This window comes from Catenulispora yoronensis, assembly GCF_039531695.1.
GTDB lineage: Bacteria > Actinomycetota > Actinomycetes > Streptomycetales > Catenulisporaceae > Catenulispora > Catenulispora yoronensis.
Genome location: NZ_BAAAQN010000006.1, coordinates 27542 through 47093 on the forward strand (window position 1 = coordinate 27542; position 19552 = coordinate 47093).

Genomic DNA, 19552 nt, shown 5'->3' on the forward strand with positions numbered 1-19552 from the left:
ACCAACGTGCAAACCCAGCCACCGTCAGCACGCGCCGCAACGGACACGCTCCCGGAAGACAGTGTCCGTCAGGTCGTCTCATCGATGCCGCTGACTACGATTCAGGCCGCAGCGATCGGTTCGGAGGCGTTCAGAGAACTCGCCGTCATCTGCGCCATTCACCACATGCGGGACTTCACTGCGATGGCCACGGCCCTGGCTTCCTGCGGCGCCGACCCGGCCGTGATGACGATCATTGACAAGGGCTACCCGTACCACAACCGCGACGCGGTTGACGGTTGGCTGCGGGATCTGGGTGCCACGATGGTTCCCTACCCGGCGCGGGCGGCCGGCATCGCCGCGCACCTGGACCGCGCCACCGCGGCCGACAAGCGGACGCTGGTGTTTGACGACGGCGGCTACGTGCTGCCGGTGGTGCTGGACACGATGCCCGAGCGCGTGGCGGAGCTCGTCGGGGTGGTCGAGCAGACCACATCCGGTATCCGGGCCCTCGACCGCTTCGAGCACATACCAGTCCCGGTGTTCTCCGTCGCCGAGTCGGCGCTGAAGGCCGCGGTGGAGGCTCCGCACGTCGCGGCCTCGGTCATCGACGCGGTCACCGACCTGGTACGCGATGAGACCTGGGCCGGACGGCCGGCGCTGGTGATCGGATACGGCAAGCTTGGCCGCCAGGCTGCGAAGATCTTGCGGGACACCGAGCGGATGCGGGTGGCGGTGTTCGACCGCGAGCCGGTCATGCTGGTCACCGCCCACCAAGACGGCTTCCGGGTCGGCCAGGACCTCGGCCAGCTGCTGCGCGAGCACCGGCCGCTGCTTGTCCTCGGTGCGGCTGGCGCGGGCAGCCTGACCGGCGCTCACGCCTACGACTTCACCGCCCCGGCCTACCTGGCATCGATGACCTCCCGGGACTACGAGTTCCCCCTATCCGAGTGGGCCGACGCCGCGGAGCACGTCGGCAGCCTCGGCGACATCGGACACGCCTACGTGATGCCCGGCGACATCGAGCTGTGCGTGCTCGGCGACGGGTTGCCGTTGAACTTCCACCACCGCGAGTCGATGCCCAACCGCATCAGCGACCTGGTGTTCGCCGCGCTCTTGGCCGGCGGGGCCGTCCTGGCAGAGCCCGGCGCACGCGGCCACGGCCCCGGCCGGAATGTGCCGCTGGTCGACGCGATCCTGGCGGCCTCGCCGGTGATGGACGCCTACCTCACCCTGTATGCCGAGGAGACCCAGCGGCAACTGCTGACCCCCTCCGCGACCGACTGCCCGCCGTACGAGCACCAGCCGTGGTGCTATGCCCAGCGCTCCGAAACGCCCGATACCCCGACGGTGGAGAAGGTGTTCCGGGACGGTCCGGATCTAGTCCCGCGATTCGCCGAGCATCTCGCGGCGGTGCGCGCCGAGCGGACCCAGAGTCCCGGCGTTGGCCTACCAGCGGTATCTGAACACCGGCCCGAGCCGGCTGGCGGCGCGGTCCGCATCCCGCACCTGGTCGCTATCGCCGCAGCCGACGGCCCGGTAACCGACCGGGTCCTGTGGGAAGTGATGGCAGGCATCGACGTGCGGCCGTGGTGTGGACTGATCCCCGAGCGGGGCTGGTTCGAGCACCGGCTCGACGCGCTGCTGGACCTTCGGCGCAAGCTCCGCGCCGGCGATCTGCCGGCATCGGCGGCGGTCAGTGAGCTGCGCGCGGCTCTGACCGGCCGGTATCTATCGATACGGTTCGCCTACCAGCACCAGAGCGTCATCGCCCTGGTTCTGGACGAGATCGCCGCCGAAGCCCACGGGGCGGCGGCATGAGGCCGGCGATGAAGGACGCCGCCAAGGCGATGCGCGCCGCCACCGAGACCGTCCTGGCCGGGCTGAGCCAGACACAGTCGGACCGCGTCCTGCACGGCTTCGCCGATCCCGACCGCACGCGCTGGTCCTATACCCCGCGTGACCACCACGGCTTGTCGCTGACGGAGATGGACGTGCCGACGCGCAAGGCGTTCCACCGGCTGCTGGCCACCGCCTTGTCCCGGCACGCCATGGCCCAGGCCGTGACAATCATGGCGCTGGAGGAGGTGCTGGACCTGGACGAGTCCGGGCGGAAGGACCGGCACAGCGGCGGCTACTACCTGGCCGTATTCGGCCGTCCCGGCAGCCCCCGGATGTCCTGGCGGATCGAGGGCCACCACCTGTCGGTCACCGCCACAATCGTGGGTGACGCGGTCGCGGTCGGTCCCGTGTTCCTCGGGGCCAACCCGCACCGGGTCCGCGCTGGCCGGACCGCCGTGCTCGCCCCGCTGGGCGCCGAGGAACACCTCGCCCGTGACCTGCTCGCGTCTCTTCCCGTCGATCTGCACAAGAAAGCCCTGATCACCCCTGTCCCGCCTAGCGACATCCGCAGCCGGAACCAAGAGCAGGTCAACCCGCGGCTGATTGACCCCTCGGGTGTCCCAGTCGCCGCCCTGGACGACGAGCAGCGGCAGATGTTCGCGGCATTGCTGGCGCTGTATCTGGAACGTCTGGCGCCGCCGCTGCGGCCGTCGGTCAAGGAGACTGAGCTGCACTTCGCCTTCCTGGGTCGGAACAAGGAAGGCGCCGGCCACTACTACCGCATCACCGGCCCGGACCTTTTGATCGAGTACTGCAACAACACCGGCGACCACGCTCACACGGTGCTGCGCACGCCCGGCGGCGACTTCGGCCGCGACCTGATCACCGCCGGGCACCGGGGCTGACGATGCCGGTCTCAGCGTCTGTAGACGCCCTCCCACTGGAGCCACTGCCCGGCCTCGGCCGGCTCGCGCCAGGTCGACTCCGGCCGCAGCCGGGCGACTGGCACCAGCCCCGCAGCGCGGATCGCCGCGTCCAGTTCGGCCGCAGCCCAGAAATGAACGGTCAGGCCCGCCTTGGGACCGGCGGTGTACCGCACCGAGAACGAGCCGTCCGGGTCGCGTTCGATGACCTCGTGAGTGTGGCGCACATCGGTGCCCACCGCGTTGACCCGGATCGCGAACAGCCCGCCGTCGTCCACCCGCGCCAATGTGTCGGCAAGCAGCCCGTGGACCTGTTCCCGGTTGCCGTGCTGGATCACCTGCAAGGCGATCACGAGCGGGTAGCGCTGCCCGTCCGGCAGCGCGGTCAAGTCACCGACCACCAGACGCCCGGCGTAGCGCGGCGCGCGCTCGGTCAGCTGCTCGATGGCGGTCGCCGAGATGTCCAGGCCCACCAGCTCCAGACCGGCATCGGACAGCGGGATGAAGTTCCGCCCGTTGCCGCAGCCCAGATACATCCCGGACTCGACGCCGTGCGCCTTGGCCAGCGCCAGGATCTCTGCGACGAATCCGACCGGCGGTTCGTCGGCGACGTAGCGCGTGCCGGTGGCGTACTCGTTGTCCCAGGACCCAGCAGCGTCCGTACTCATCAGACAACCAACCCCTACATGTTGTGGCAGACCCCTTCGGTCGGCACATCAGGTAGGCAGGCTAGCGTCTCAAGGTCCGGCGTTACGGGAGAAACCCAGAAAAACCAGGCCGATGGTGGGTGGCCGCAGTGACCGATGAGATCCCGGAGCGCCCGCTTCCCGCTACGAAGCGGCCCGCCGCAATCGCGGTATTCGGGCCGCCGGCCGCCGGCAAATCCACCCTGTGCCGCGCCCTTCTTGACCCGGCCCGGGTCTTCAGGCTGCGCGAGCACGTCAGCGGGCAGACCCTGCGGGCCACCCAGACAACAGCGACGTCATTGGGGTGGATCGAGCCGGACGAGGTTGCACGCGTGCTGCACGAGTACTTCACCTCGGACGCCACGGCTCCGGATTCCGGCGATGTGCTGTTGGACAATTTCCCCGGCACCGGCGACCAGGTCCACCAGTGGCTGTCGATCATGGCCGAGGCGGCTCCCGGTTACCGCGTGGTGCCGGTGGAGCTGGATGCCGAGGACTCGGTCCTGCTGTCGCGGGCCGCCTGCCGCCGAGTCTGCGCGGACTGCGAACCGGACGCCGCCGGCGAGCCGCGGCTGCCTGCCGCCATCGCCAAAGCCAACCCCAGCCGCTGCGGCGACTGCGGATCAATCCTGGCCCGCCGCCCGACCGACGAGCCCAGGACGCTCGCGCACCGGATCCTGCGTTACCGCCGCGCCTCGGCTGCGATACGCATCGCCTTCGCCGACCACGGCCTGCCCGTCTGGACCCTGGACGGATCGCTCGACCAGCAGCGGCACCGCGCTCTGCTGACCCGCCTGCTCACCAACGAACAAGGGGGTTGATCAATGACCACAGTCGACCTGCCCATGCCCGCCATACCTGCCAAGGGAGGCGACGGCTACGGGCATGCCCGCATGCCCCGGCGCAAGGACGTGCCCGAGACCGAACTGATCGACAAGATCGCCTACGGCCGCTTCCGCAACCTGTACCTCTACATCACCGAGGCGTGCCAGCTGCGGTGCGAGCACTGCTACATGGGCGAGCGGCTGGAGCGGGCACTCAAGCTGACGCTGCCGCAGATCGTCACCACGTTGGAGACCTGGCGGCGGATGGGTAGCAGCAAGCTGACGATCCTGGGCGGGGAGCCCACGACGCACCCGGACTTCATCGACTCGATCCGGCTGGCCCGCAAGATGGGCTTCGAGGACGTCATCACCACGACCAACGCCCAGAAGCCCGCAGCGAAGAAGTTCGCGCAGATGGAGCCAGCGGACTTCGCCTACGTACAGGTCAGCCTCGACGGCGGCAGCGCCGGCACGAACGACGCAATCCGCGGACCCGGCACCTTCGACACCGCGCTGGAGACGTGCGCGCAGATCGCCGAGCGCGGCTTCGACGTGCGGATCATCTGCACCGTAAACAAGGCCAACGAGGGCGATGCCCTGGACCTGCTGCGCATCGCCGACGAGGTCGGGGTGTCGCTGGTGAAGTTCCACGTCTTCTCCACCATCGGTGCTGGCCACGGCAACGCAGACATGGCGATGACCCCGCCGGAGTGGGTCGAGTTCTGCGACCGGCTCGCGCAGGCCGCACCGGAGTACAAGACGAAAGCCTGGTACCAGCCCACCTACACCCGCCGCGACCAGATGGAGCGCTACGCCGCCGAGGGCTACCAGGGCTGCATCGGCCGCACCCTGGACCGGATCAGCGTCTTCCCCGACGGCCGCGCCTACGTGTGCTCCTACCTGTTCGACACCGACCTGCACTTCGCGAACATGGTCGACGGCCAAGTGAGGATCAACACCGGGGCCAACGAGTTCGACCTGTTCACCAAGCCGCTTTCCACCTTCTCCTGCGGAGGCTGCAAGGCCGCGGCATGCCTCGGCGGGTGCCCGGCCGAGGAGGTCGTCATGGGCGCCTCCTCCTGCGACACCTACGAGGACATCGTTCCGGTGTGCCGGCTGTGGAAGTCCAGCGCCAAGCCCGAATAGCCCTCCCTGAGAGACGAAGGAACCTTCCGTGCTGGACAGCATCGTCGCGCCGCTGCGCGACATCGACTGGAATAACATCGAGACCGTCCACGCCGCCGCGACCGACGCCCTGAACGCCCTGGACACCCCCGGTCTGCTCGGCAAAGCCGTCGAGGACATCACCAACCGGCCCGAGCTGCGCGCGCTGTGCGAGCACTACGACATCCTGGACAAGCTCGTGCTGCACGACGATCCCACCGGCGTGCGGATCCGGCTGCACATCTTCGGCCCCGGCCACTTCGACCGGCCCCACAACCACCGCTGGAGCTACGCCTCCCGGATCTTGGCCGGCTCCTACCAGCACTTCCAGTTCGGGAACGTCGAGGTCGACGAGAACCAGAAACCGGCCGCGCTGCGGACGCTACACTGCCGCACCGAGTCCGCCGGCGACACCTACACCCTGCACCACACGATGGTCCACGCCGTCACCGCCGAGGCAGACACCGTCTCGCTGATCGTGCGCGGCCCGGCCGTCAAGGACCGGTTCCTGGTCATGGACCGCAACGCCGGCACCGCCTGGTGGCAGTACGGCGCCGCCCAAGAGAGCCCCGAGGACGCCGCAGCCAAGCGCATGACGAAGGACCGGCTCCAGCAGCGGATCAGCAACCTTCGCGTGTGGGGGCTGACCTGAGATGAACGCCGCCGCCCTCGCACCGGTGGTATGCCTGAGCTACCTGGCCGCCGCCGACCTTTGGACCGTGCCGCGCTACCCCGACGCCAACAGCGGCGCCGTCATCACCGCCGTCGAGCAGTCCATCGCCGCAGACGCCCCGATGACCGCCGCAGTCCTCGCCGCTCTCGGGCACCCCACCCTGCTGCTGACCAACCGAGTCGGTGACGATCCGGCCGGGCAGCGCATCACCTGCTGGCTGGCCGAGCGCGGCATCACCACGACCGCCGGATCCCGCCGGGGCGTGACCACGCCACACATCACAGTCGTCGGCGACGCCGCGGACAGCCGCACGTGGTTCCTGCACCTGGCTGGCGCCGCCGAAGACCTGGCAAGCGTTGACCTGGCGGCGCTGGACGGCGCCCCGCTCGCCTACATCGACGCCTACCCGGTGATCCAGGACGTGGCGGTCGCCGCAATCCGCGCTGCCGCCTCGGCGCTGACGCTGGTCAACATCGGAAGCACCGAACTCACCGCGCCCGTCCAGGATGCGATGCGCGCGCACCCGAAGATCATCGTTCAGGCCAACGTCGACGACGAGCGGCACGAGGACGCCGTGACCATCGCCGCTGGCCTGTCCAACCGAACCGGCGCGCGACTGACGGTCGTCACCGCCGGGGCCTACGGCGCGATCGCGCTCAGCCGCACCGGCGGGGAATTCGTCCAGGTTCCGGGGTTCGCGGTGCAGGTGCGGCACACGCACTGCGCCGGAGCGGCGTTCTCCGGCGGGTTGCTCGCGGCCCTGGCCGCCGACCTGTCGCCGCGTGAGGCGCTGCTGTGGGGCTGCGCCTCAGGAGCGCTGCGCTGCGAGTTGCCGCAGCGCGCGCCGCTGCCGGACCGCCAGGCCATCCAGGCGTTTCTGGACACCCGGCGGCCGGTCGTCCGTCCGTCCTCACCAACCGAAGACGGAGAACTCGACGCCCTTGTCGATGCTGTCTAGCGCGGCCCGGCAGTACTCGATCATGTCGTCGGGCAGGGCGTCGAGGGGGAACCAGGACAGCTGGTCGCACTTGTGCGGCTCGCGGTTGGTGACCTCGCCGTTCCAGCGGCGGACGCGGAAGAAGTATGCGACGCGTCCGCCGGTGGAGGAGTTGTGCATGACGTGTGCGAACTCGACGTCCTCCGGATCGATCCTGACGCCGACTTCTTCCTCCGCCTCCCGGATCAGCGCGGCCACGACCGACTCGCCCTCTTCCAGATGCCCCGACGGCGGGTGGAACGCCCCGTCGGCGTACCCGGTACCGGCCCGCCGGCCGAGCAACACCTGCTCGCCGTCAGTGAGCAGCAGGTGCACGTCCACCGTGACTTTGTGCCGGCGAGTGTCGGCACCGTGGGTCGCCACCGCGTTCGTCATTCGATCAGCTCTCCATGCACATCGCGGACCGGACCGGCCATCGGGGTCGCAGGGTCCTTGTTCGATCCCGGCGACCAGTTGTCAAGCTGCGATCCGCGCCGGGCTATCGCGACTGCGATGCGCTCGACCCTACTGCGCGCACACGGATGATCGTGGGTGAAACGATGAAACCGCTGCAAACACCAACAACTCGGAGACCTAGCAATTCAGACGAATCCGGCCGAGGGCTCTTGGTTACGCTCGACGGGCCAAGCGGGGTCGGAAAGTCGACGGTGAGCGTGCTGCTGGCCGAACGCTTCGCGGCGCTAGCACCAGTCCTGCACACCACGCAGCCCTCAGACTCCGAGATCGGCAAACTCGCCCGCCACGGCACCTTCGACTACCACGGGCTACCGCTGGCCCTACTGGTCGCCGCCGACCGATACCTGCACACCACCACAGTGATCGAACCGGCGATCGCCGCCGGCACCATCGTGGTCTGCGACCGGTACCTGCTGTCCTCGCTGGTGCTGGAACAACTCGACGGGGTGGACGCCGACTTCATCACCGACCTGTACCGGCACCTACCGCTTCCCGACTTCGCGTTTGTGCTCCACGACGAACCCGAGCGCTGCCGCGAGCGGGCCGCGGCCCGGGGCGGCTACAGCAGGTTCCATCAGAACGACCCGGCCACCGCCGCGACCGAAGGCGAGATGTTCACCGCCCTCGCCGAAACGCTGGCCGCTCACGGCTACCCAGTGCGGCGCGTCAAGGTCGCCGGTAGGTCTGCCGCAGCCGTGGCGGAGGAGATCCACGCTGAGGTGGAGACGAGTTGGGCCACCTCCCATCCTCGGCGGTAGCTGGCCCCGGAACGCGAGGGCCGCGATTCGCTCGAACGAGCGAACACCTTCACACGGATGTACTCGTTGAACCCATGCATCGAACATCGGAGCGGATTCGCGGATCGGAGTGAGGCAATGATCGCGACCACCAGAACGTCCGTCCAGGAAGGCTCGACGCGGTGACCGCCGCCACGCCCACCGCCGCTTCACTTCCGGCGCAAACCGGCGGGCAAGCACAGGAGATCGACGAGCTGTTCGGCGCGGCCGGCGACTACTCCCGAGAGTGGTCGGTCCACGACCGGGCTCTTGGCACCACCGACCTGAGGACCATCGCCACCCGGCTACCCCGGCAGATGTGGGCCTGCCTGAAGATCTCCTGGCGGGCCAGCCGCCGCGGAACGCTAATACTCGCCGCCTGCGAGTTGTTCGGAGCGGTGTTCAGCGTCTTCGGGCTGCTGGCCGTCAACGGGGTGCTGCGCGCACTTCTGGCCGGCGGCGCCACACCCGAACGCATCCGCTCGGCCATCCCTGCCGTCATCCTGGCCGGCACGGCGGCCGGAGCGAACCGGGTCGCCAAGGCCGTGTCGCTGGGAACGCAGACCTGGCTGGAGCCCGCCGTGCAGGCCCTGGCCCAAGACGAGCTGTTCGCCTTGACCAACGAGGTCGAGCTGCTGGCCTACGAGGACGGGGAGTTCCGGACCTTGGTCGACACCGCACAGTACGGCGCGAGCTGGGTATCCAACGCCGTGGACCGGTTGGTCGACCTGACCGGCGGCATCCTGTCCCTGGTCGCTGTAGGCGGGGTCCTAGCGGTGCTGCATCCTATACTGCTGGTCCTGCTACCGCTGATCGTGCTGCCTTCGGGCTATGCGGCGCTCAAGCGCTCCCAACACATGTACCGCTCCCGCCTCAAGACCCTGACACTTGCCCGCCAGCAACGCCAACTGTCCTGGCTGCTGACCTCGGCCGACGCCGCCGAGGAGATCCGTGTCCACGACGCCGGATCCTTCGTGCTCCAGCACTACCGCCGCCTCACGCAACGCATGGACATCGAGAAGCGCCGTCTGGGCCGCACACAAATGCGCAGCAACATCGCCGCGGGTGCGGCCACCGGCACGGCCACCGCGTCCGCCTACCTCCTGCTCGGACTGCTGCTGGCCCACGGCACCATCGCGCTAGCCGCAGTCGGAACCGCCGCCTACGCACTGCGCACCGGCACATCCCACCTGTCGGCCCTGGTCTCCTACATGAACCAGCTCTACGAACTCGGACTGTACGTCTCGGACTGGGAACGTGCCTGCGTGGAAGCCCGGAAACTGGCGATCCCACACCACGGCGCACCCGTGACCGCAGCGCCGCAGCGAATCGAGGCCGTAGACGTCGCCTTCACCTACTCCGGCTCCGACACCCCTGCCCTGTCCGGAGTCAACGTGACCATCACCGCCGGACAAACCATCGCGCTAGTCGGCCACAACGGTTCGGGCAAGACCACCCTGGCGCGGATCCTTGCCGGGCTGTACCTGCCCACCGGCGGCCACGTCGCCTGGGACGGCATCGCCACGACCGACATTAACCGGCGCGGCATGTTCTCCCACGTCGGCCTGCTGTCACAGGGCTTCTACTGCTGGCCGTTCACCGCCACCGCGAACATCCGCATCGGCCGACACGGCAGCGGCGACCCCGACGCCGTGTCGGCCGCGATACGCGACGCTGGCGCGGACTTCGTCCACGATCTGCCCTTCGGCGGCGACACTCTGCTGTGCCGGGACTACACCAACGGCGTCAAACCCTCCGGCGGCCAGTGGCAGACCATCGCACTGGCACGCTCCGGATACTTCCGCGACGGCGACGTGGTGATCCTGGATGAGCCCACCGCTGCTCTGGACCCGGCAGCCGAGATCGCCGCCTACGAGAAGGTCGGCACCCTACTTGCGGACAAGACCGTGCTGTTCATCACCCATCGCCTAGCCAGCGTCCGCACTGCCGACTACATCTACGTCCTGGACCACGGCCGCGTCGTGGAACAGGGCAGCTTCGAGCAACTGATGGCAGCCGACGCCGGCTTCGCCGAGCTGTTCCGCCTCCAGAAGGCCCAGTTCGAGCTCGGGGAGCAAGTGGCCTGACGCGTCGGACCGCACAGAAGCGAGAGCCACACGTTCAGGCAAGTGAGAGAAGGCCACCGCCACGAAGCCCCGCGGCATCAGCCTGCTGCGACGGATGGACCACGTATCGGAGGCGAAGATCATGGACCAGCACGCTTGGGCAATCATCGAACAGCAGAGAGCGTGGATCGACCAGCATGCAGACGTCAACGCTGCTGAGTTTGCTCGGCTAGGCCTGCTGAAAATCATGGAGGAGGCCGGCGAGGCCGCCTCCGCCCTCAGCGGCGCAACTGCCGCGAACCCCAGGAAGGGCCAGACGCACACCATGGCCGACGTCGCCGACGAGCTCGCCGATGTCGCCTTGGCGAGCCTGGTCGCACTAGCCGCAATCGTTGATGATCCCCGCGGTGTGCTGGCGGCCAAGCTCGGCCACGTCTACACCCGGTCTCTGGAACACGGAGCCGCGCCGCTACCCAAGGCCGTCCACAAGCCGCGCCCGATCTGGCTGGCCGAATTGCCCAAAGTCCTGCTCGCCGCAGTGATGGTCTGTGTCGACGCCGACGGCCGGGTGCTGCTGGTCCACCAGCCCTACAGCCCCGCCAACCTCAAGTGGTCGCTGCCTGGCGGCGGCGCGCATGACGACGAGCCGCCACGCGTCACCGCCCGCCGGGAGTGCGCGGAGGAACTGGCGCTGAACATCGAGCCCGGCGAGCTGCTGTGCACCGATTGGATGCACGCCACCGACCGGCCACCGATCATCACCTACGCCTACGACGGCGGGGTCCTGGACGAGGCGCAGATCGCACGGATCCAGCTCACCGATGGAGAGCTGTCGGAATACCGGTTCGTCACCATCGAGCAGGCCCAGGCGATGATGCCTGACGTGCACTTCCGGCGCCTGGCCGCAGCCATGCGCGCCCGCGCTGGCGACGGCCCCTGCACCGATCTGCAAGACGGGATCGACATCGCGCAGGTTCGCGCCGGGGCGGGCAGGCCGGTGTGAACAGTCGATCCATCACCAGGCCGTCTACCAGATGAAGAACACTTAGCTCTGAAACGCAAAAAGGGGACGCGGCACCGGCGTTCCGGATGTCCGGAACGGTGTCGTCGGGTCAGGCCCCGGGGCCGGGCGCCGGGGGGTTGGCGGCCAGGCCGGTATGCGGGGCGGTCTCGGCGTCCTGGGCGGCGTGCAGATGGTCGGTGACCAACTGCCACGGCAGGGTCGGCCAGATCTGCCGGCCGGTGGTAACCGCGATGGCGAACAGCGCAGCCAGCGCCGCCTTCCAACCGACATCACCGGTGCCGGTGGCCAGCTGGAGGGCGAAGGTGGCCGCGACGGAGCCAATGAACCGGAGTGCCTGGGTGCGGATGTGGTAGCGGGCGAAGTCCTCGGCGAGGCGCTTCTCCAGCGTGGACAGCAGAGATGCCACTGGGTGTCCCTATTCAGTTGTGGATGGGCGTGAAAGGACCGCCCTGCTTCAGCATGGGCGGCGATCGGGTGGAGCGTGGACCGTGCGGGCTGTGGACTGTGTCCTTAGCGGGCGGCGGCCTCGATGAGGTAGGTCAGCGCCGGGCCGGTGTTGGCCCGCACGATGCTGATTTTCTGGACGCCGGCCGGGAGCGGGCCGCCCCAGGGGTTGACCCGGTCGCCGGCGGCCGGGACCACGACGTTGTCGTGGACGTCCCAGCCGCGGCCGTGGATGTAGGCGGCGACGCGCACGGTCACGTCGCCGAAGTCCGACCCGAGGGAGAACCAGACGTTGCCCCAGTTGCTGCCGATGTTGGCCGGCGGCGGGGCGATGATGTGGGCGGCGGTGTCGTTCGGGATCTCACCGGTGGCGAAAGCGGGCATGTGGTCGTCCTCCGTCGGAGTGGTGGCGGGCGGTTCGGGGGCGGCAGGGCTGGTGCCGTTTATGAGGTCGGCCAGTTGCGTAGGGGTGCCGCGGTAGGCGTTGAAATCGATGTGCTGCCCGCCATACGGCTGGGCGTCGGTGTACTGCCAGATCAGCGGAGCGACCCCGCCGTAGGGGTTCCAGTTCGGGTCGGTGTCGGAGTAGCCGCCGGGGTAGCCGGAGGCGACGATGGCCACGCCGAGCTCCGCGAGGTTCCCGCCGACCTGCTGCCAGTACCAGCGGGGGAAGTAGCAGCCCCAGACGCGGCCGCCGAGGGAGCGCATGCGGACGATGAAGTCCAGGCAGTCGGCCACAGTCGGCTTTGATGTGCCTTCGGTCTCCACGTCGAGCATCACCGGGGTGGAGCCGACCATCGCGTGGCAGTACTCGGCCTGCGCGGCGCCATCACCAGCTTTCAGGAAGTGGTAGGCGCAGAAGATCGCGCCGACGCGGGCGGCCTGGTTCTTGAAGTTGGTGTATTGCGCGTCGCGGTAGTAGACGCCTTCGGTTGCTTTGGCGATGACGGCGACGGTGCCGGGCTGGATGGTCAGCCCGGCCTCGTAGGAGCTGATATCGGGGAAGAACACGGTCATGCGAGCTGCCCTATTCAGTTGTGTCGGCCGACGCCGGGGCGGCGGCCGGGAAGGGTGCGGGCGAGGAAGACTGAGCGCGGCTGCGGCCCGGTTAGGGCATCAGAGTGTGTGCCGAGGGGCGTCGGCGCTGGGGTGAAGACGTCGTCCCGGCGTGGCAGGTCAGGTGAGGGCCGGTGCCGGTGCTAGTGCTGGTGCGGGAGGTTCTAGTTCTGTGTGCTGCTGCGGGCGGCGTGCTCGGCGACGACGGCCGCCACCTGTGCGACGGTGCGCTGCACCTCCCCGAGCACAGCGGTGTGGTCATCGAGTACTTGGCTGTGGCGGTTCTGTTCGGTGGCGATCCGGTCGACCTGGTCTCGCAAGCTGGAGCCGTGGTTGGGGACCAGTTCGATGGAGTGGCGTTCGATGGTTTCCACGGCGTGCATGATGCGGCGGGTGTGTCGGCCGCCGCGTATCAGCGCGGTCCACGCGGCTCCGGCCACGGCGGTGGCGGAGGCGGCGGTGACGGACCAGCCTTCCAGGTTCATGATCGGGCCTCGTGTTCAGTTGTGGTGTTCGGTGAGCAGGTCAGCGGCGGAGGGTTCGGCGTAGCCGTCGTGCCAGAGCCCGGCTTTCGGCGGCGAGTTGGCGGACGGCTGGGCCCAGCAGGGGTTGTAGTACCAGGGCGGCGCCCCAGCACCACAGCAGCAGGACGGCAATAGCGAGTGCAGCGGTCATGGTCTGGTGGCCTGGCCGGGGTCAGTGCGTCGGGTCAGATGCTGACCCAGTGCACGAACATCGCCGGGCGGCGGTAGTCGGTGAAGGTGGTGATAGGGTTGAAGTAGGACTCGCCGGTGATGTCGATGTAGTCGCCGAGCCTGAGCTGGGCGTAGATCGAGGCTTGCACTGTGCCTCCGGTGTTGGCCGGGCCGGTGTCGAAGATGAGCGGGGCATCGGTGTAGGCGGTGCCGTTGATTCGGATCTCCAGGTGCGAGGTGCGCTCAGCGGTGCCGACGATGACCGGGAGTTGTAGTCCGAGCTGGCCGATGACGTGGTAGAGCCCGGGAAGCTGGCAGGTGTAGCGGGAGGTGTTGACGGTGGTGCTGTGGGCTCCGGAGTTGTCGTATCCGGCGTTGAGCAGGATCGGTGTTCTGGGCCGGTCGGAGGTGCCCGGCAGTACCTGGGCGATGGTCTGCCACAGGTAGGCGAACGGCCGGTGTGTCAGGAAGTTGGTGATCGGTGGGATGTTGGCGTTCCACAGGGCGGCGGTTCCGGTCTGTGTGACGTTGGCTCCGCCCGGGATCGGCTGCGGGTATGGCGGGGGCATCTACACCCCCACCCAGTGCAGTCCCATCCAGCTACCAACGGTGGTGGAGGCGATGGTGGTTTGGGTTAGGCCGGAGTCCTGCCACAGGCTGGTTTCGACGAAGTCGCCGATCTGGAACGGGATCTCGGCGGTGCAGCTGCCGAGAATGGCGGAGAACGCCTGGTCGCGGGCACGCAGGTGGTCAGCCCAGAAGGTGGTGCCGTTGACCAGGATGCCCACGGACTGCTCCCCTCCGGCCGGGCCTTGCAGGGCTGTGCCGGAGGCTACGGCGACCAGGTAGGTGCCGGCGGTTTTGATGGTGTAGCGGCTGGAGTTGTTGGCCGGGTCGTGGCCGCCGTCGGTGTCGCGGACCGGGGAGTCGTAGGTGATGCGGACCCGGGTGATCGGCGGTACCGACTGGGAAACGGACTGGTACAGCAGGGCTGAGGGGGCGCGCAGGTGGAAGTTGGCGGCGTAGATGAAGGAGTTCCACAAGGCGGCGGTGATCGGATCGCCGGTCGAGATCTGGGGTACGTGGGGCGGCAGCCTGGCCAACGGGTCAGCTCCGATCAGCAGCGGGTTAGGGGGAGGCGATCCAGCGGGCGTTGAGGCGGCTGCCGGTGGCGGAGAAGCCGGTGGGTAAGGGTTGGCCGCTGTTTTGGAAGATGCGCAGCTGGATGGCGTCGCCGGCGTTCAGGGCGATCAGCGCGCCGAGGTTGTATTGGAACCGGGCTGGTCCTGGTGTGGCCGGGATTTCGGTGGCGGCGCAGGTGCCTTGGCCGGTGGCGGTGATGTGGTTGCCGACGAACGCCCCGGCGGCGCCGTTCCAGGCCAGGTTGGAGGTGGCGGTGACCAGGTAGATACCGGCGGCTGGGGCGCTCCAGGCGGTGCCATCGCTGCTGCGTCCCGCACGGTTGTCCACGATGACCTGGTCGAATGCCACAGGGGTGTCGACGCCGGTGGGGATGGACTGGGAAACGGTCTGGGCGAGGATCGCCCGGGGCGGGTCGCGCAGCCAGGCATCGGCCAGGGCCGGGCCGTTGTTCCACAGGTCTTTGGTGAACACGGTGACCCCGCCGACCACCGTGACCGGTGCGGGCACCAGAACAGCGGCCACCGCGACCCTCCAAGCTGGCGGGTGTCCAGGCCTAGTAGCCGAACACGAAGCGGTCGAACACGGCGGTGTCGGCGAACCCGTAGATGGCCGGGTCGGCCGGGGAGATCTGGTAGGTCACGGTGGCATCGCCGCTGGTATCGACGCTCCAGGCGATGTTCTCCACCCAGCCGTCCACGACCACCGGCGCGGCCGGAGCCGGTGGGCGCCGGATGGCTTTGGCTCGTGCGCCTAGATCCAGTCCCAGCACGATCGGCCACATCGTCGGCATCGCCGCCGGATGTGCGGTCAAGGACGCGACCCGGGTGTGGGGTGCGGCGTAGCGGGCGACCAGCCAGGCCGCCTTGTCCTGGCATTCCTGCATGTCGCTGGCCTGGGAGCTGACCTGCCGGTCTCGGACACCGTTGAGCCGCTGGGAGATGAAGTCCTGGGCGGTGAGCACCAGTCCGGTGGAGCTGTGGGTGACCTCGGCCAGGTTCGTCACCAGCGTCGGATCGAAATCGAACACCGGCTGGTCGGCGAACGGCCATTCCCCGGTCGTGGTGTTCTCCCCGAACACCACTGTGGCCGGGCCCGGGTTCCACCGGGCCGAACGGGATATCAGCTGCATGGTGCCGGCGGCGTCGCAGTACATGACACCGCCCTCGGTGTCGACGACTGCCTGTAGCGCCGAGGCGGCATCGGTGCCGTCCAGGTCCACCGCCGCGGCCATCGACGTTGTGTTGCCGGCCGCCGCGCGCGGCCCGTTCCATGTGGCCGCCGCCAGGATCCGGGTGAACCGGATAGCTGTGGAGTCCCCGGCCCAGCCGCCCCGCCAGGCCGTGACGATCGCGGCGGTTTGCGCGGCGCTGAGCACCCCGGGCCACTCGATCGCCAGCGCCACGTCCCCGGACAGGTTGTACCGCGTGGACCCGAACCCGCCGGCCCCGGCCGCCGCCCCGATCAAGTCCTGGGTGAACCCGCCGACCGGCGGCACCCACGCCGGGCTGAGCCCAGCGGTGAACCCGGCGCCATCCAGGTTTCCGCTCCACGTACTGCCATCGGCGCTGAGGCCGATGAAGGCCACATGCCACTGGCCGAGCTCGACCTTGCCCAACGCCTGAACACCAGCGGCGTTTTGGTGGTTGCCGTCCATCAGCACCGCCGACACCGTCAGATCCGGACCCACCCACAGCCCAGCCGAAGGCATGTAGCTGTATGCCGGGCCTGGAGCTGCGGCGGTGGCCATCCACAGCGCCGACTGCGTCTTGGGCGCTGCCAACACCCGGAAGGCAATCATCCGGGTGAAACCCGCCCCGGTGGCGCCCGGACCGGTGATCCCGGCGCGTGAAGGCGGCAGCTGAATGTAGGACATGTTGCATGGCAGGTCGTAGTCGCCGCGACCGGCCCCGGCGCTGCTGGCGATGTTCACCACCGTCGCGCCCGGCGGGCAGATGAACATTCCGGCCGGGGTGGCCGAGGTCCGGGCGACACCGGCATTGAGCGTCCCAGGGCCCTGGTTACTGATCGCGACCTGTGCCGGGTCACGCTGCCCGGTGCTGTCCAGGAACAGCCCGCCTGAGGGGTCGGCCAGCAGGTAGGCCAGGGACGGGGCCAGCGCACCGTCCCCAGCGAAGCGGAACGCCGCCGCCATGAACGGATCACCCAACCGGGACTGGGCCAGCAGCGCCAACGCATCCACCGCGGTGGCCTGGATGAACCCGAGCGTGCCCTGCTGCCGCCACGTCTGCGGATACCGCTCGATCCCACCAGTGAACAACGGAAACCAGATACCCGGGTTGGTGAAGACGGTGGGTGCCGGCGCGGCCTCGAACTGCGCCGCGCACAGTTGCAGCGTCGTGGCCGCCGCAGTGTGGATCGCGATCTCCGGCACGGCGAAGCCCGTCCCGGCCGGCGCGGTCCCGGACACCGTCAGCAAAGTCCAGGCCGTCCCGACGGTGACCGGTGCCCCGTTCGCACCATCGACGGTGTCCCCGGTCGGGGAGCGCCACTCGATGTTGGGAAGCAGTTGCAGCGCCGGACCGGAGGTGATGCGCGCCCGGATCTGGAAGCTGTAGGCGATCCCAGCGGTAGCGGGCTGGTTGCAGGTGATCCAGGCCGAAGCCCCTGCCCCGGCGACTGCCTGAAGCACGTAGTTGCCGACGAAAGCGCTGCTGCTGGAAGGGTAGGTCAGAGCGCTTACACCTGCGGTGGCGGTCCAGCCGCAGCCGGTCGGGTCCGGAGTGGTTCCGGGGCTGGTGTTGGCCTGTGCGGTGGTGAGCGCGATCGCCTGGGCTGGGGTGAGAAGGTTCGCGGTGGCCGGCCACTGCGCCCGGATCCGGAACGGCTGATAGGGCACCACCTGCCCGGCCACGGCCGAGCCGGTGTTGCCCGGATCGAACAAGGCGTCCCGGTTGTCCAGCACTCCGGACCAGGTTCCGGCCGTCACCTGGTCAAGCTCGTACTGCCGGCCACGGTTGATCTGCCACGGCCCGATCAGACGCCGGGTCACATCCACCCACGGCAACAGCTCATAGGAACCGGCCGAGGGGCCGTAGCCGATGTGACCGGTCGGCGCCCACAACGCTTGGAGGCGCGGCCAGTTCAGGTTGGTTGCCACTGTTGACCTCTTCTGCACAGTTGTCCAACTCCATACCGCCCGATTGGCCGGAGTCGTACGCTTGCCTCATACAAGGTGTCGCTTGGAGGGGCTGCCATGCAGAGCGTTGAAGAAGGCACCATAGTTGCCGGACGCTTTCGGCTGATAGCTCTACTTGGCCATGGCGGCATGGGCTGTGTCTGGCATGCTTGGGATGAAGTGCTCAACACCGACGCAGCACTCAAGCAAGTCAACTTCGTTCACGGCATAGGCGACGATGCGCGACGCGGAATTTTGACTCGTGCGAGGCGAGAAGCGCAGCATGCTGCACGGCTTCGCCACCATCCCAATGTTGTCGCCACCTACGACGTCGTTGAGCATGACGACGCGCCATGGATGGTAATGGAGTACGTTAAAGGACCCTCCCTCGCCTCCGTACTGAAGACTAGGGGGCCCGTTTCTCCAGAACAGGCAGTCATGATCGGGCTTGCCGTGCTTGATGCCCTGGAGGCAACGCATAAGTCGGGTATCGTGCACCGGGATGTGAAGCCAGCAAATATCATACTGGCGGACGATGGACGCGTACTGCTCGCTGACTTCGGCATCGCAAGACATTACACCGATACGTCAATTACTAGCAGTGGCCAATTCGTCGGATCTGTGGACTATACAGCACCAGAACGCCTTGAGAGCCGAGAAGATACACCTTCGGTAGATCTCTTCTCACTCGGCGCCACTCTCTACGAAGCGCTAGAGGGCATTCCACCCTTCAGGCGCAGCACTGACTTGGCCACCCTGCTGGCAATTAAGACCGAGGATGCGCCTGTACCAGCAAATGCGGGAAAACTTGCCGAAACGATCTCACACCTACTGCTGAAAAATCCTCTAAAACGCCCCGCAGTTCCGGTGGTTCGCGCCATGATGGCGGCCACAACCGCAGTGGTCAATAGCAAGCAACCAGCCAACCCTATCGCCTCTCCGGCCGCCGGCATTACTCTCCCGAACGCCGCAGATACTCCGCAGCTGAACTCACAGACGACAAGGACCCCCTACACGTTGAGGCCAGCCGCGCCTAAGCGGCGCCCCGCTAGCCCCGCGCGCCGATTCCTGATTTTTATGGTGCTCGTTCCGCTTCGACTAGCTATCGAAGCCTTTAGATTTTGCGCCGAAAGGCCCCGTCTGACATCTAGCCTCACACTCACTGTTGTTATTATTAGCCTGGCCACGTATACAGCGAACAGCGTCACGACTTTTATCGGCGACACCAAGGCTACCGTTTTCAATTGGCTCTTTGGGCCACCTAGCCTGAATAGCTTGCCATCCCCCTGCAACGCCTTGACTGAATCTGACATGAGTTCGATGAATCTCAACCCTGGCGACGATGTCCCATCAGAAGGAGTCGAAAGCAAAAGAGCTTGCGGATGGATTTCAAAGAATCAAGAATTCGTCACTGTTGAATATTATAGAACCAGCGAGAATCTCTTCACCGATGCCAGTTCACCAATTCCTGGAATCCCACATTCGGATGCCAAGATGTGGGAAAGGCCTTGGAGAGACTGCGTCATGAGCTGGGGCACATCATTTGGATTTATTATATTCCAGGTCCCTACTGCATCCACTGCCCCTTTTCCAGAAAGCTGCGCCGCCGCCGAGCATTTGGCCGTCCAAGCCCGCAGTCGTTTGCCAAAGTAACGCACTGCTGTCCGT

General features: G+C 67.6%; 19 protein-coding genes. 10 read left to right on the forward strand and 9 right to left on the reverse strand.

Annotation, left to right across the window (positions count from 1 at the left end; all coding sequences use genetic code 11):
- The first annotated feature begins 165 nt into the window (after positions 1-165).
- Both ABD481_RS06700 and ABD481_RS06705 read left to right on the forward strand, forming a co-directional pair.
- The gene (locus ABD481_RS06700; RefSeq protein WP_344664651.1) at positions 166-1800 is read left to right on the forward strand and encodes a Rossmann-fold NAD(P)-binding domain-containing protein; all 1635 of its coding nucleotides are present in this window, start codon (positions 166-168) and stop codon (positions 1798-1800) included.
- Positions 1797-2726, forward strand: coding sequence for a DUF3500 domain-containing protein (locus tag ABD481_RS06705; RefSeq protein ID WP_344664652.1), 930 nt, complete (start codon positions 1797-1799; stop codon positions 2724-2726). The genes ABD481_RS06700 and ABD481_RS06705 overlap by 4 nt, the downstream gene beginning before the upstream one ends.
- Before the next feature lie 11 nt (positions 2727-2737).
- Here the strand turns inward: ABD481_RS06705 and ABD481_RS06710 are convergent, their stop codons facing one another.
- Positions 2738-3412 (reverse strand): class I SAM-dependent methyltransferase, encoded by a 675-nt coding sequence (locus ABD481_RS06710; protein ID WP_344664653.1) that lies wholly within the window; start codon positions 3410-3412, stop codon positions 2738-2740.
- 128 nt (positions 3413-3540) lie between these two features.
- On the opposite strand from ABD481_RS06710, the gene ABD481_RS06715 reads away from it, so the two are divergent.
- The 4 genes from ABD481_RS06715 to ABD481_RS06730 are packed head-to-tail and all read left to right on the forward strand — an operon-like array spanning position 3541 to position 7049.
- Entirely contained in the window at positions 3541-4251 is a 711-nt protein-coding gene (locus ABD481_RS06715) for a nucleoside monophosphate kinase (RefSeq protein ID WP_344664654.1), read from the forward strand.
- 3 nt (positions 4252-4254) lie between these two features.
- Positions 4255-5400 (forward strand): radical SAM protein, encoded by a 1146-nt coding sequence (locus ABD481_RS06720; RefSeq protein ID WP_344664655.1) that lies wholly within the window; start codon positions 4255-4257, stop codon positions 5398-5400.
- 28 nt (positions 5401-5428) lie between these two features.
- Positions 5429-6070: a hypothetical protein gene (locus ABD481_RS06725; RefSeq protein ID WP_344664656.1), complete on the forward strand. Its 642-nt coding sequence runs from the start codon at positions 5429-5431 to the stop codon at positions 6068-6070.
- 1 nt (position 6071) lies between these two features.
- Positions 6072-7049, forward strand: a complete 978-nt coding sequence (locus tag ABD481_RS06730; RefSeq protein ID WP_344664657.1) for a carbohydrate kinase family protein — start codon at positions 6072-6074, stop codon at positions 7047-7049.
- Here the strand turns inward: ABD481_RS06730 and ABD481_RS06735 are convergent.
- Positions 7002-7463 carry an NUDIX hydrolase gene (locus ABD481_RS06735; RefSeq protein WP_344664658.1) on the reverse strand — a complete coding sequence of 154 codons (462 nt, stop codon included), beginning with the start codon at positions 7461-7463 and terminating at the stop codon, positions 7002-7004. The two genes, ABD481_RS06730 and ABD481_RS06735, sit on opposite strands and share 48 nt — an antisense overlap.
- A gap of 164 nt (positions 7464-7627) precedes the next feature.
- Between ABD481_RS06735 and tmk the strand changes: the two genes are divergently transcribed.
- The 3 genes from tmk (at position 7628) to ABD481_RS06750 (ending at position 11389) form a co-directional block, all read left to right on the forward strand.
- Positions 7628-8302 carry a dTMP kinase gene (tmk, locus tag ABD481_RS06740; RefSeq protein ID WP_344664884.1) on the forward strand — a complete coding sequence of 225 codons (675 nt, stop codon included), beginning with the start codon at positions 7628-7630 and terminating at the stop codon, positions 8300-8302.
- 161 nt (positions 8303-8463) lie between these two features.
- Positions 8464-10407, forward strand: coding sequence for an ATP-binding cassette domain-containing protein (locus tag ABD481_RS06745; protein ID WP_344664659.1), 1944 nt, complete (start codon positions 8464-8466; stop codon positions 10405-10407).
- Between the two features lie 94 nt (positions 10408-10501).
- Positions 10502-11389 (forward strand): NUDIX domain-containing protein, encoded by an 888-nt coding sequence (locus tag ABD481_RS06750; RefSeq protein ID WP_344664660.1) that lies wholly within the window; start codon positions 10502-10504, stop codon positions 11387-11389.
- 109 nt (positions 11390-11498) lie between these two features.
- Here ABD481_RS06750 and ABD481_RS06755 read toward each other — a convergent pair whose 3' ends face one another.
- The 7 genes from ABD481_RS06755 to ABD481_RS06785 form a co-directional block, all read right to left on the reverse strand.
- Positions 11499-11816, reverse strand: coding sequence for a hypothetical protein (locus tag ABD481_RS06755; RefSeq protein ID WP_344664661.1), 318 nt, complete (start codon positions 11814-11816; stop codon positions 11499-11501).
- A 104-nt stretch (positions 11817-11920) separates the two neighbouring features.
- A complete protein-coding gene (locus tag ABD481_RS06760) occupies positions 11921-12871 on the reverse strand; it encodes a GH25 family lysozyme (RefSeq protein WP_344664662.1) in 951 nt (316 codons plus the stop codon).
- A gap of 203 nt (positions 12872-13074) precedes the next feature.
- Complete coding sequence (locus tag ABD481_RS06765) at positions 13075-13395, reverse strand: hypothetical protein (protein ID WP_344664663.1); 321 nt, start codon at positions 13393-13395, stop codon at positions 13075-13077.
- A 224-nt stretch (positions 13396-13619) separates the two neighbouring features.
- Entirely contained in the window at positions 13620-14174 is a 555-nt protein-coding gene (locus ABD481_RS06770; protein WP_344664664.1) for a hypothetical protein, read from the reverse strand.
- Positions 14175-14708: a hypothetical protein gene (locus ABD481_RS06775; RefSeq protein ID WP_344664665.1), complete on the reverse strand. Its 534-nt coding sequence runs from the start codon at positions 14706-14708 to the stop codon at positions 14175-14177. It abuts the gene before it with no gap.
- Positions 14709-14733: 25 nt separating this feature from the next.
- Entirely contained in the window at positions 14734-15270 is a 537-nt protein-coding gene (locus ABD481_RS06780) for a hypothetical protein (protein WP_344664666.1), read from the reverse strand.
- Positions 15271-15301: 31 nt separating this feature from the next.
- Positions 15302-17866, reverse strand: a complete 2565-nt coding sequence (locus tag ABD481_RS06785) for a hypothetical protein (protein WP_344664667.1) — start codon at positions 17864-17866, stop codon at positions 15302-15304.
- Between the two features lie 96 nt (positions 17867-17962).
- Here ABD481_RS06785 and ABD481_RS06790 point away from each other — a divergent pair, with 96 nt between their 5' ends.
- Positions 17963-19537 (forward strand): serine/threonine-protein kinase, encoded by a 1575-nt coding sequence (locus tag ABD481_RS06790; protein WP_344664668.1) that lies wholly within the window; start codon positions 17963-17965, stop codon positions 19535-19537.
- Positions 19538-19552 lie beyond the last annotated feature (15 nt).

What these genes read in the sequence shown, in the direction of transcription:
- ABD481_RS06700 (WP_344664651.1), top strand. Translation starts at nt 166, where the DNA reads ATGCGGGACTTCACTGCGATGGCCACGGCCCTGGCTTCCTGCGGCGCC.
- ABD481_RS06705 (WP_344664652.1), top strand. Translation starts at nt 1,797, where the DNA reads ATGAGGCCGGCGATGAAGGACGCCGCCAAGGCGATGCGCGCCGCCACC.
- ABD481_RS06710 (WP_344664653.1), bottom strand. Translation starts at nt 3,412, where the DNA reads ATGAGTACGGACGCTGCTGGGTCCTGGGACAACGAGTACGCCACCGGC.
- ABD481_RS06720 (WP_344664655.1), top strand. Translation starts at nt 4,255, where the DNA reads ATGACCACAGTCGACCTGCCCATGCCCGCCATACCTGCCAAGGGAGGC.
- ABD481_RS06730 (WP_344664657.1), top strand. Translation starts at nt 6,072, where the DNA reads ATGAACGCCGCCGCCCTCGCACCGGTGGTATGCCTGAGCTACCTGGCC.
- ABD481_RS06735 (WP_344664658.1), bottom strand. Translation starts at nt 7,463, where the DNA reads ATGACGAACGCGGTGGCGACCCACGGTGCCGACACTCGCCGGCACAAA.
- tmk (WP_344664884.1), top strand. Translation starts at nt 7,628, where the DNA reads ATGAAACCGCTGCAAACACCAACAACTCGGAGACCTAGCAATTCAGAC.
- ABD481_RS06750 (WP_344664660.1), top strand. Translation starts at nt 10,502, where the DNA reads ATGGACCACGTATCGGAGGCGAAGATCATGGACCAGCACGCTTGGGCA.
- ABD481_RS06760 (WP_344664662.1), bottom strand. Translation starts at nt 12,871, where the DNA reads ATGACCGTGTTCTTCCCCGATATCAGCTCCTACGAGGCCGGGCTGACC.
- ABD481_RS06765 (WP_344664663.1), bottom strand. Translation starts at nt 13,395, where the DNA reads ATGAACCTGGAAGGCTGGTCCGTCACCGCCGCCTCCGCCACCGCCGTG.
- ABD481_RS06770 (WP_344664664.1), bottom strand. Translation starts at nt 14,174, where the DNA reads ATGCCCCCGCCATACCCGCAGCCGATCCCGGGCGGAGCCAACGTCACA.
- ABD481_RS06790 (WP_344664668.1), top strand. Translation starts at nt 17,963, where the DNA reads ATGCAGAGCGTTGAAGAAGGCACCATAGTTGCCGGACGCTTTCGGCTG.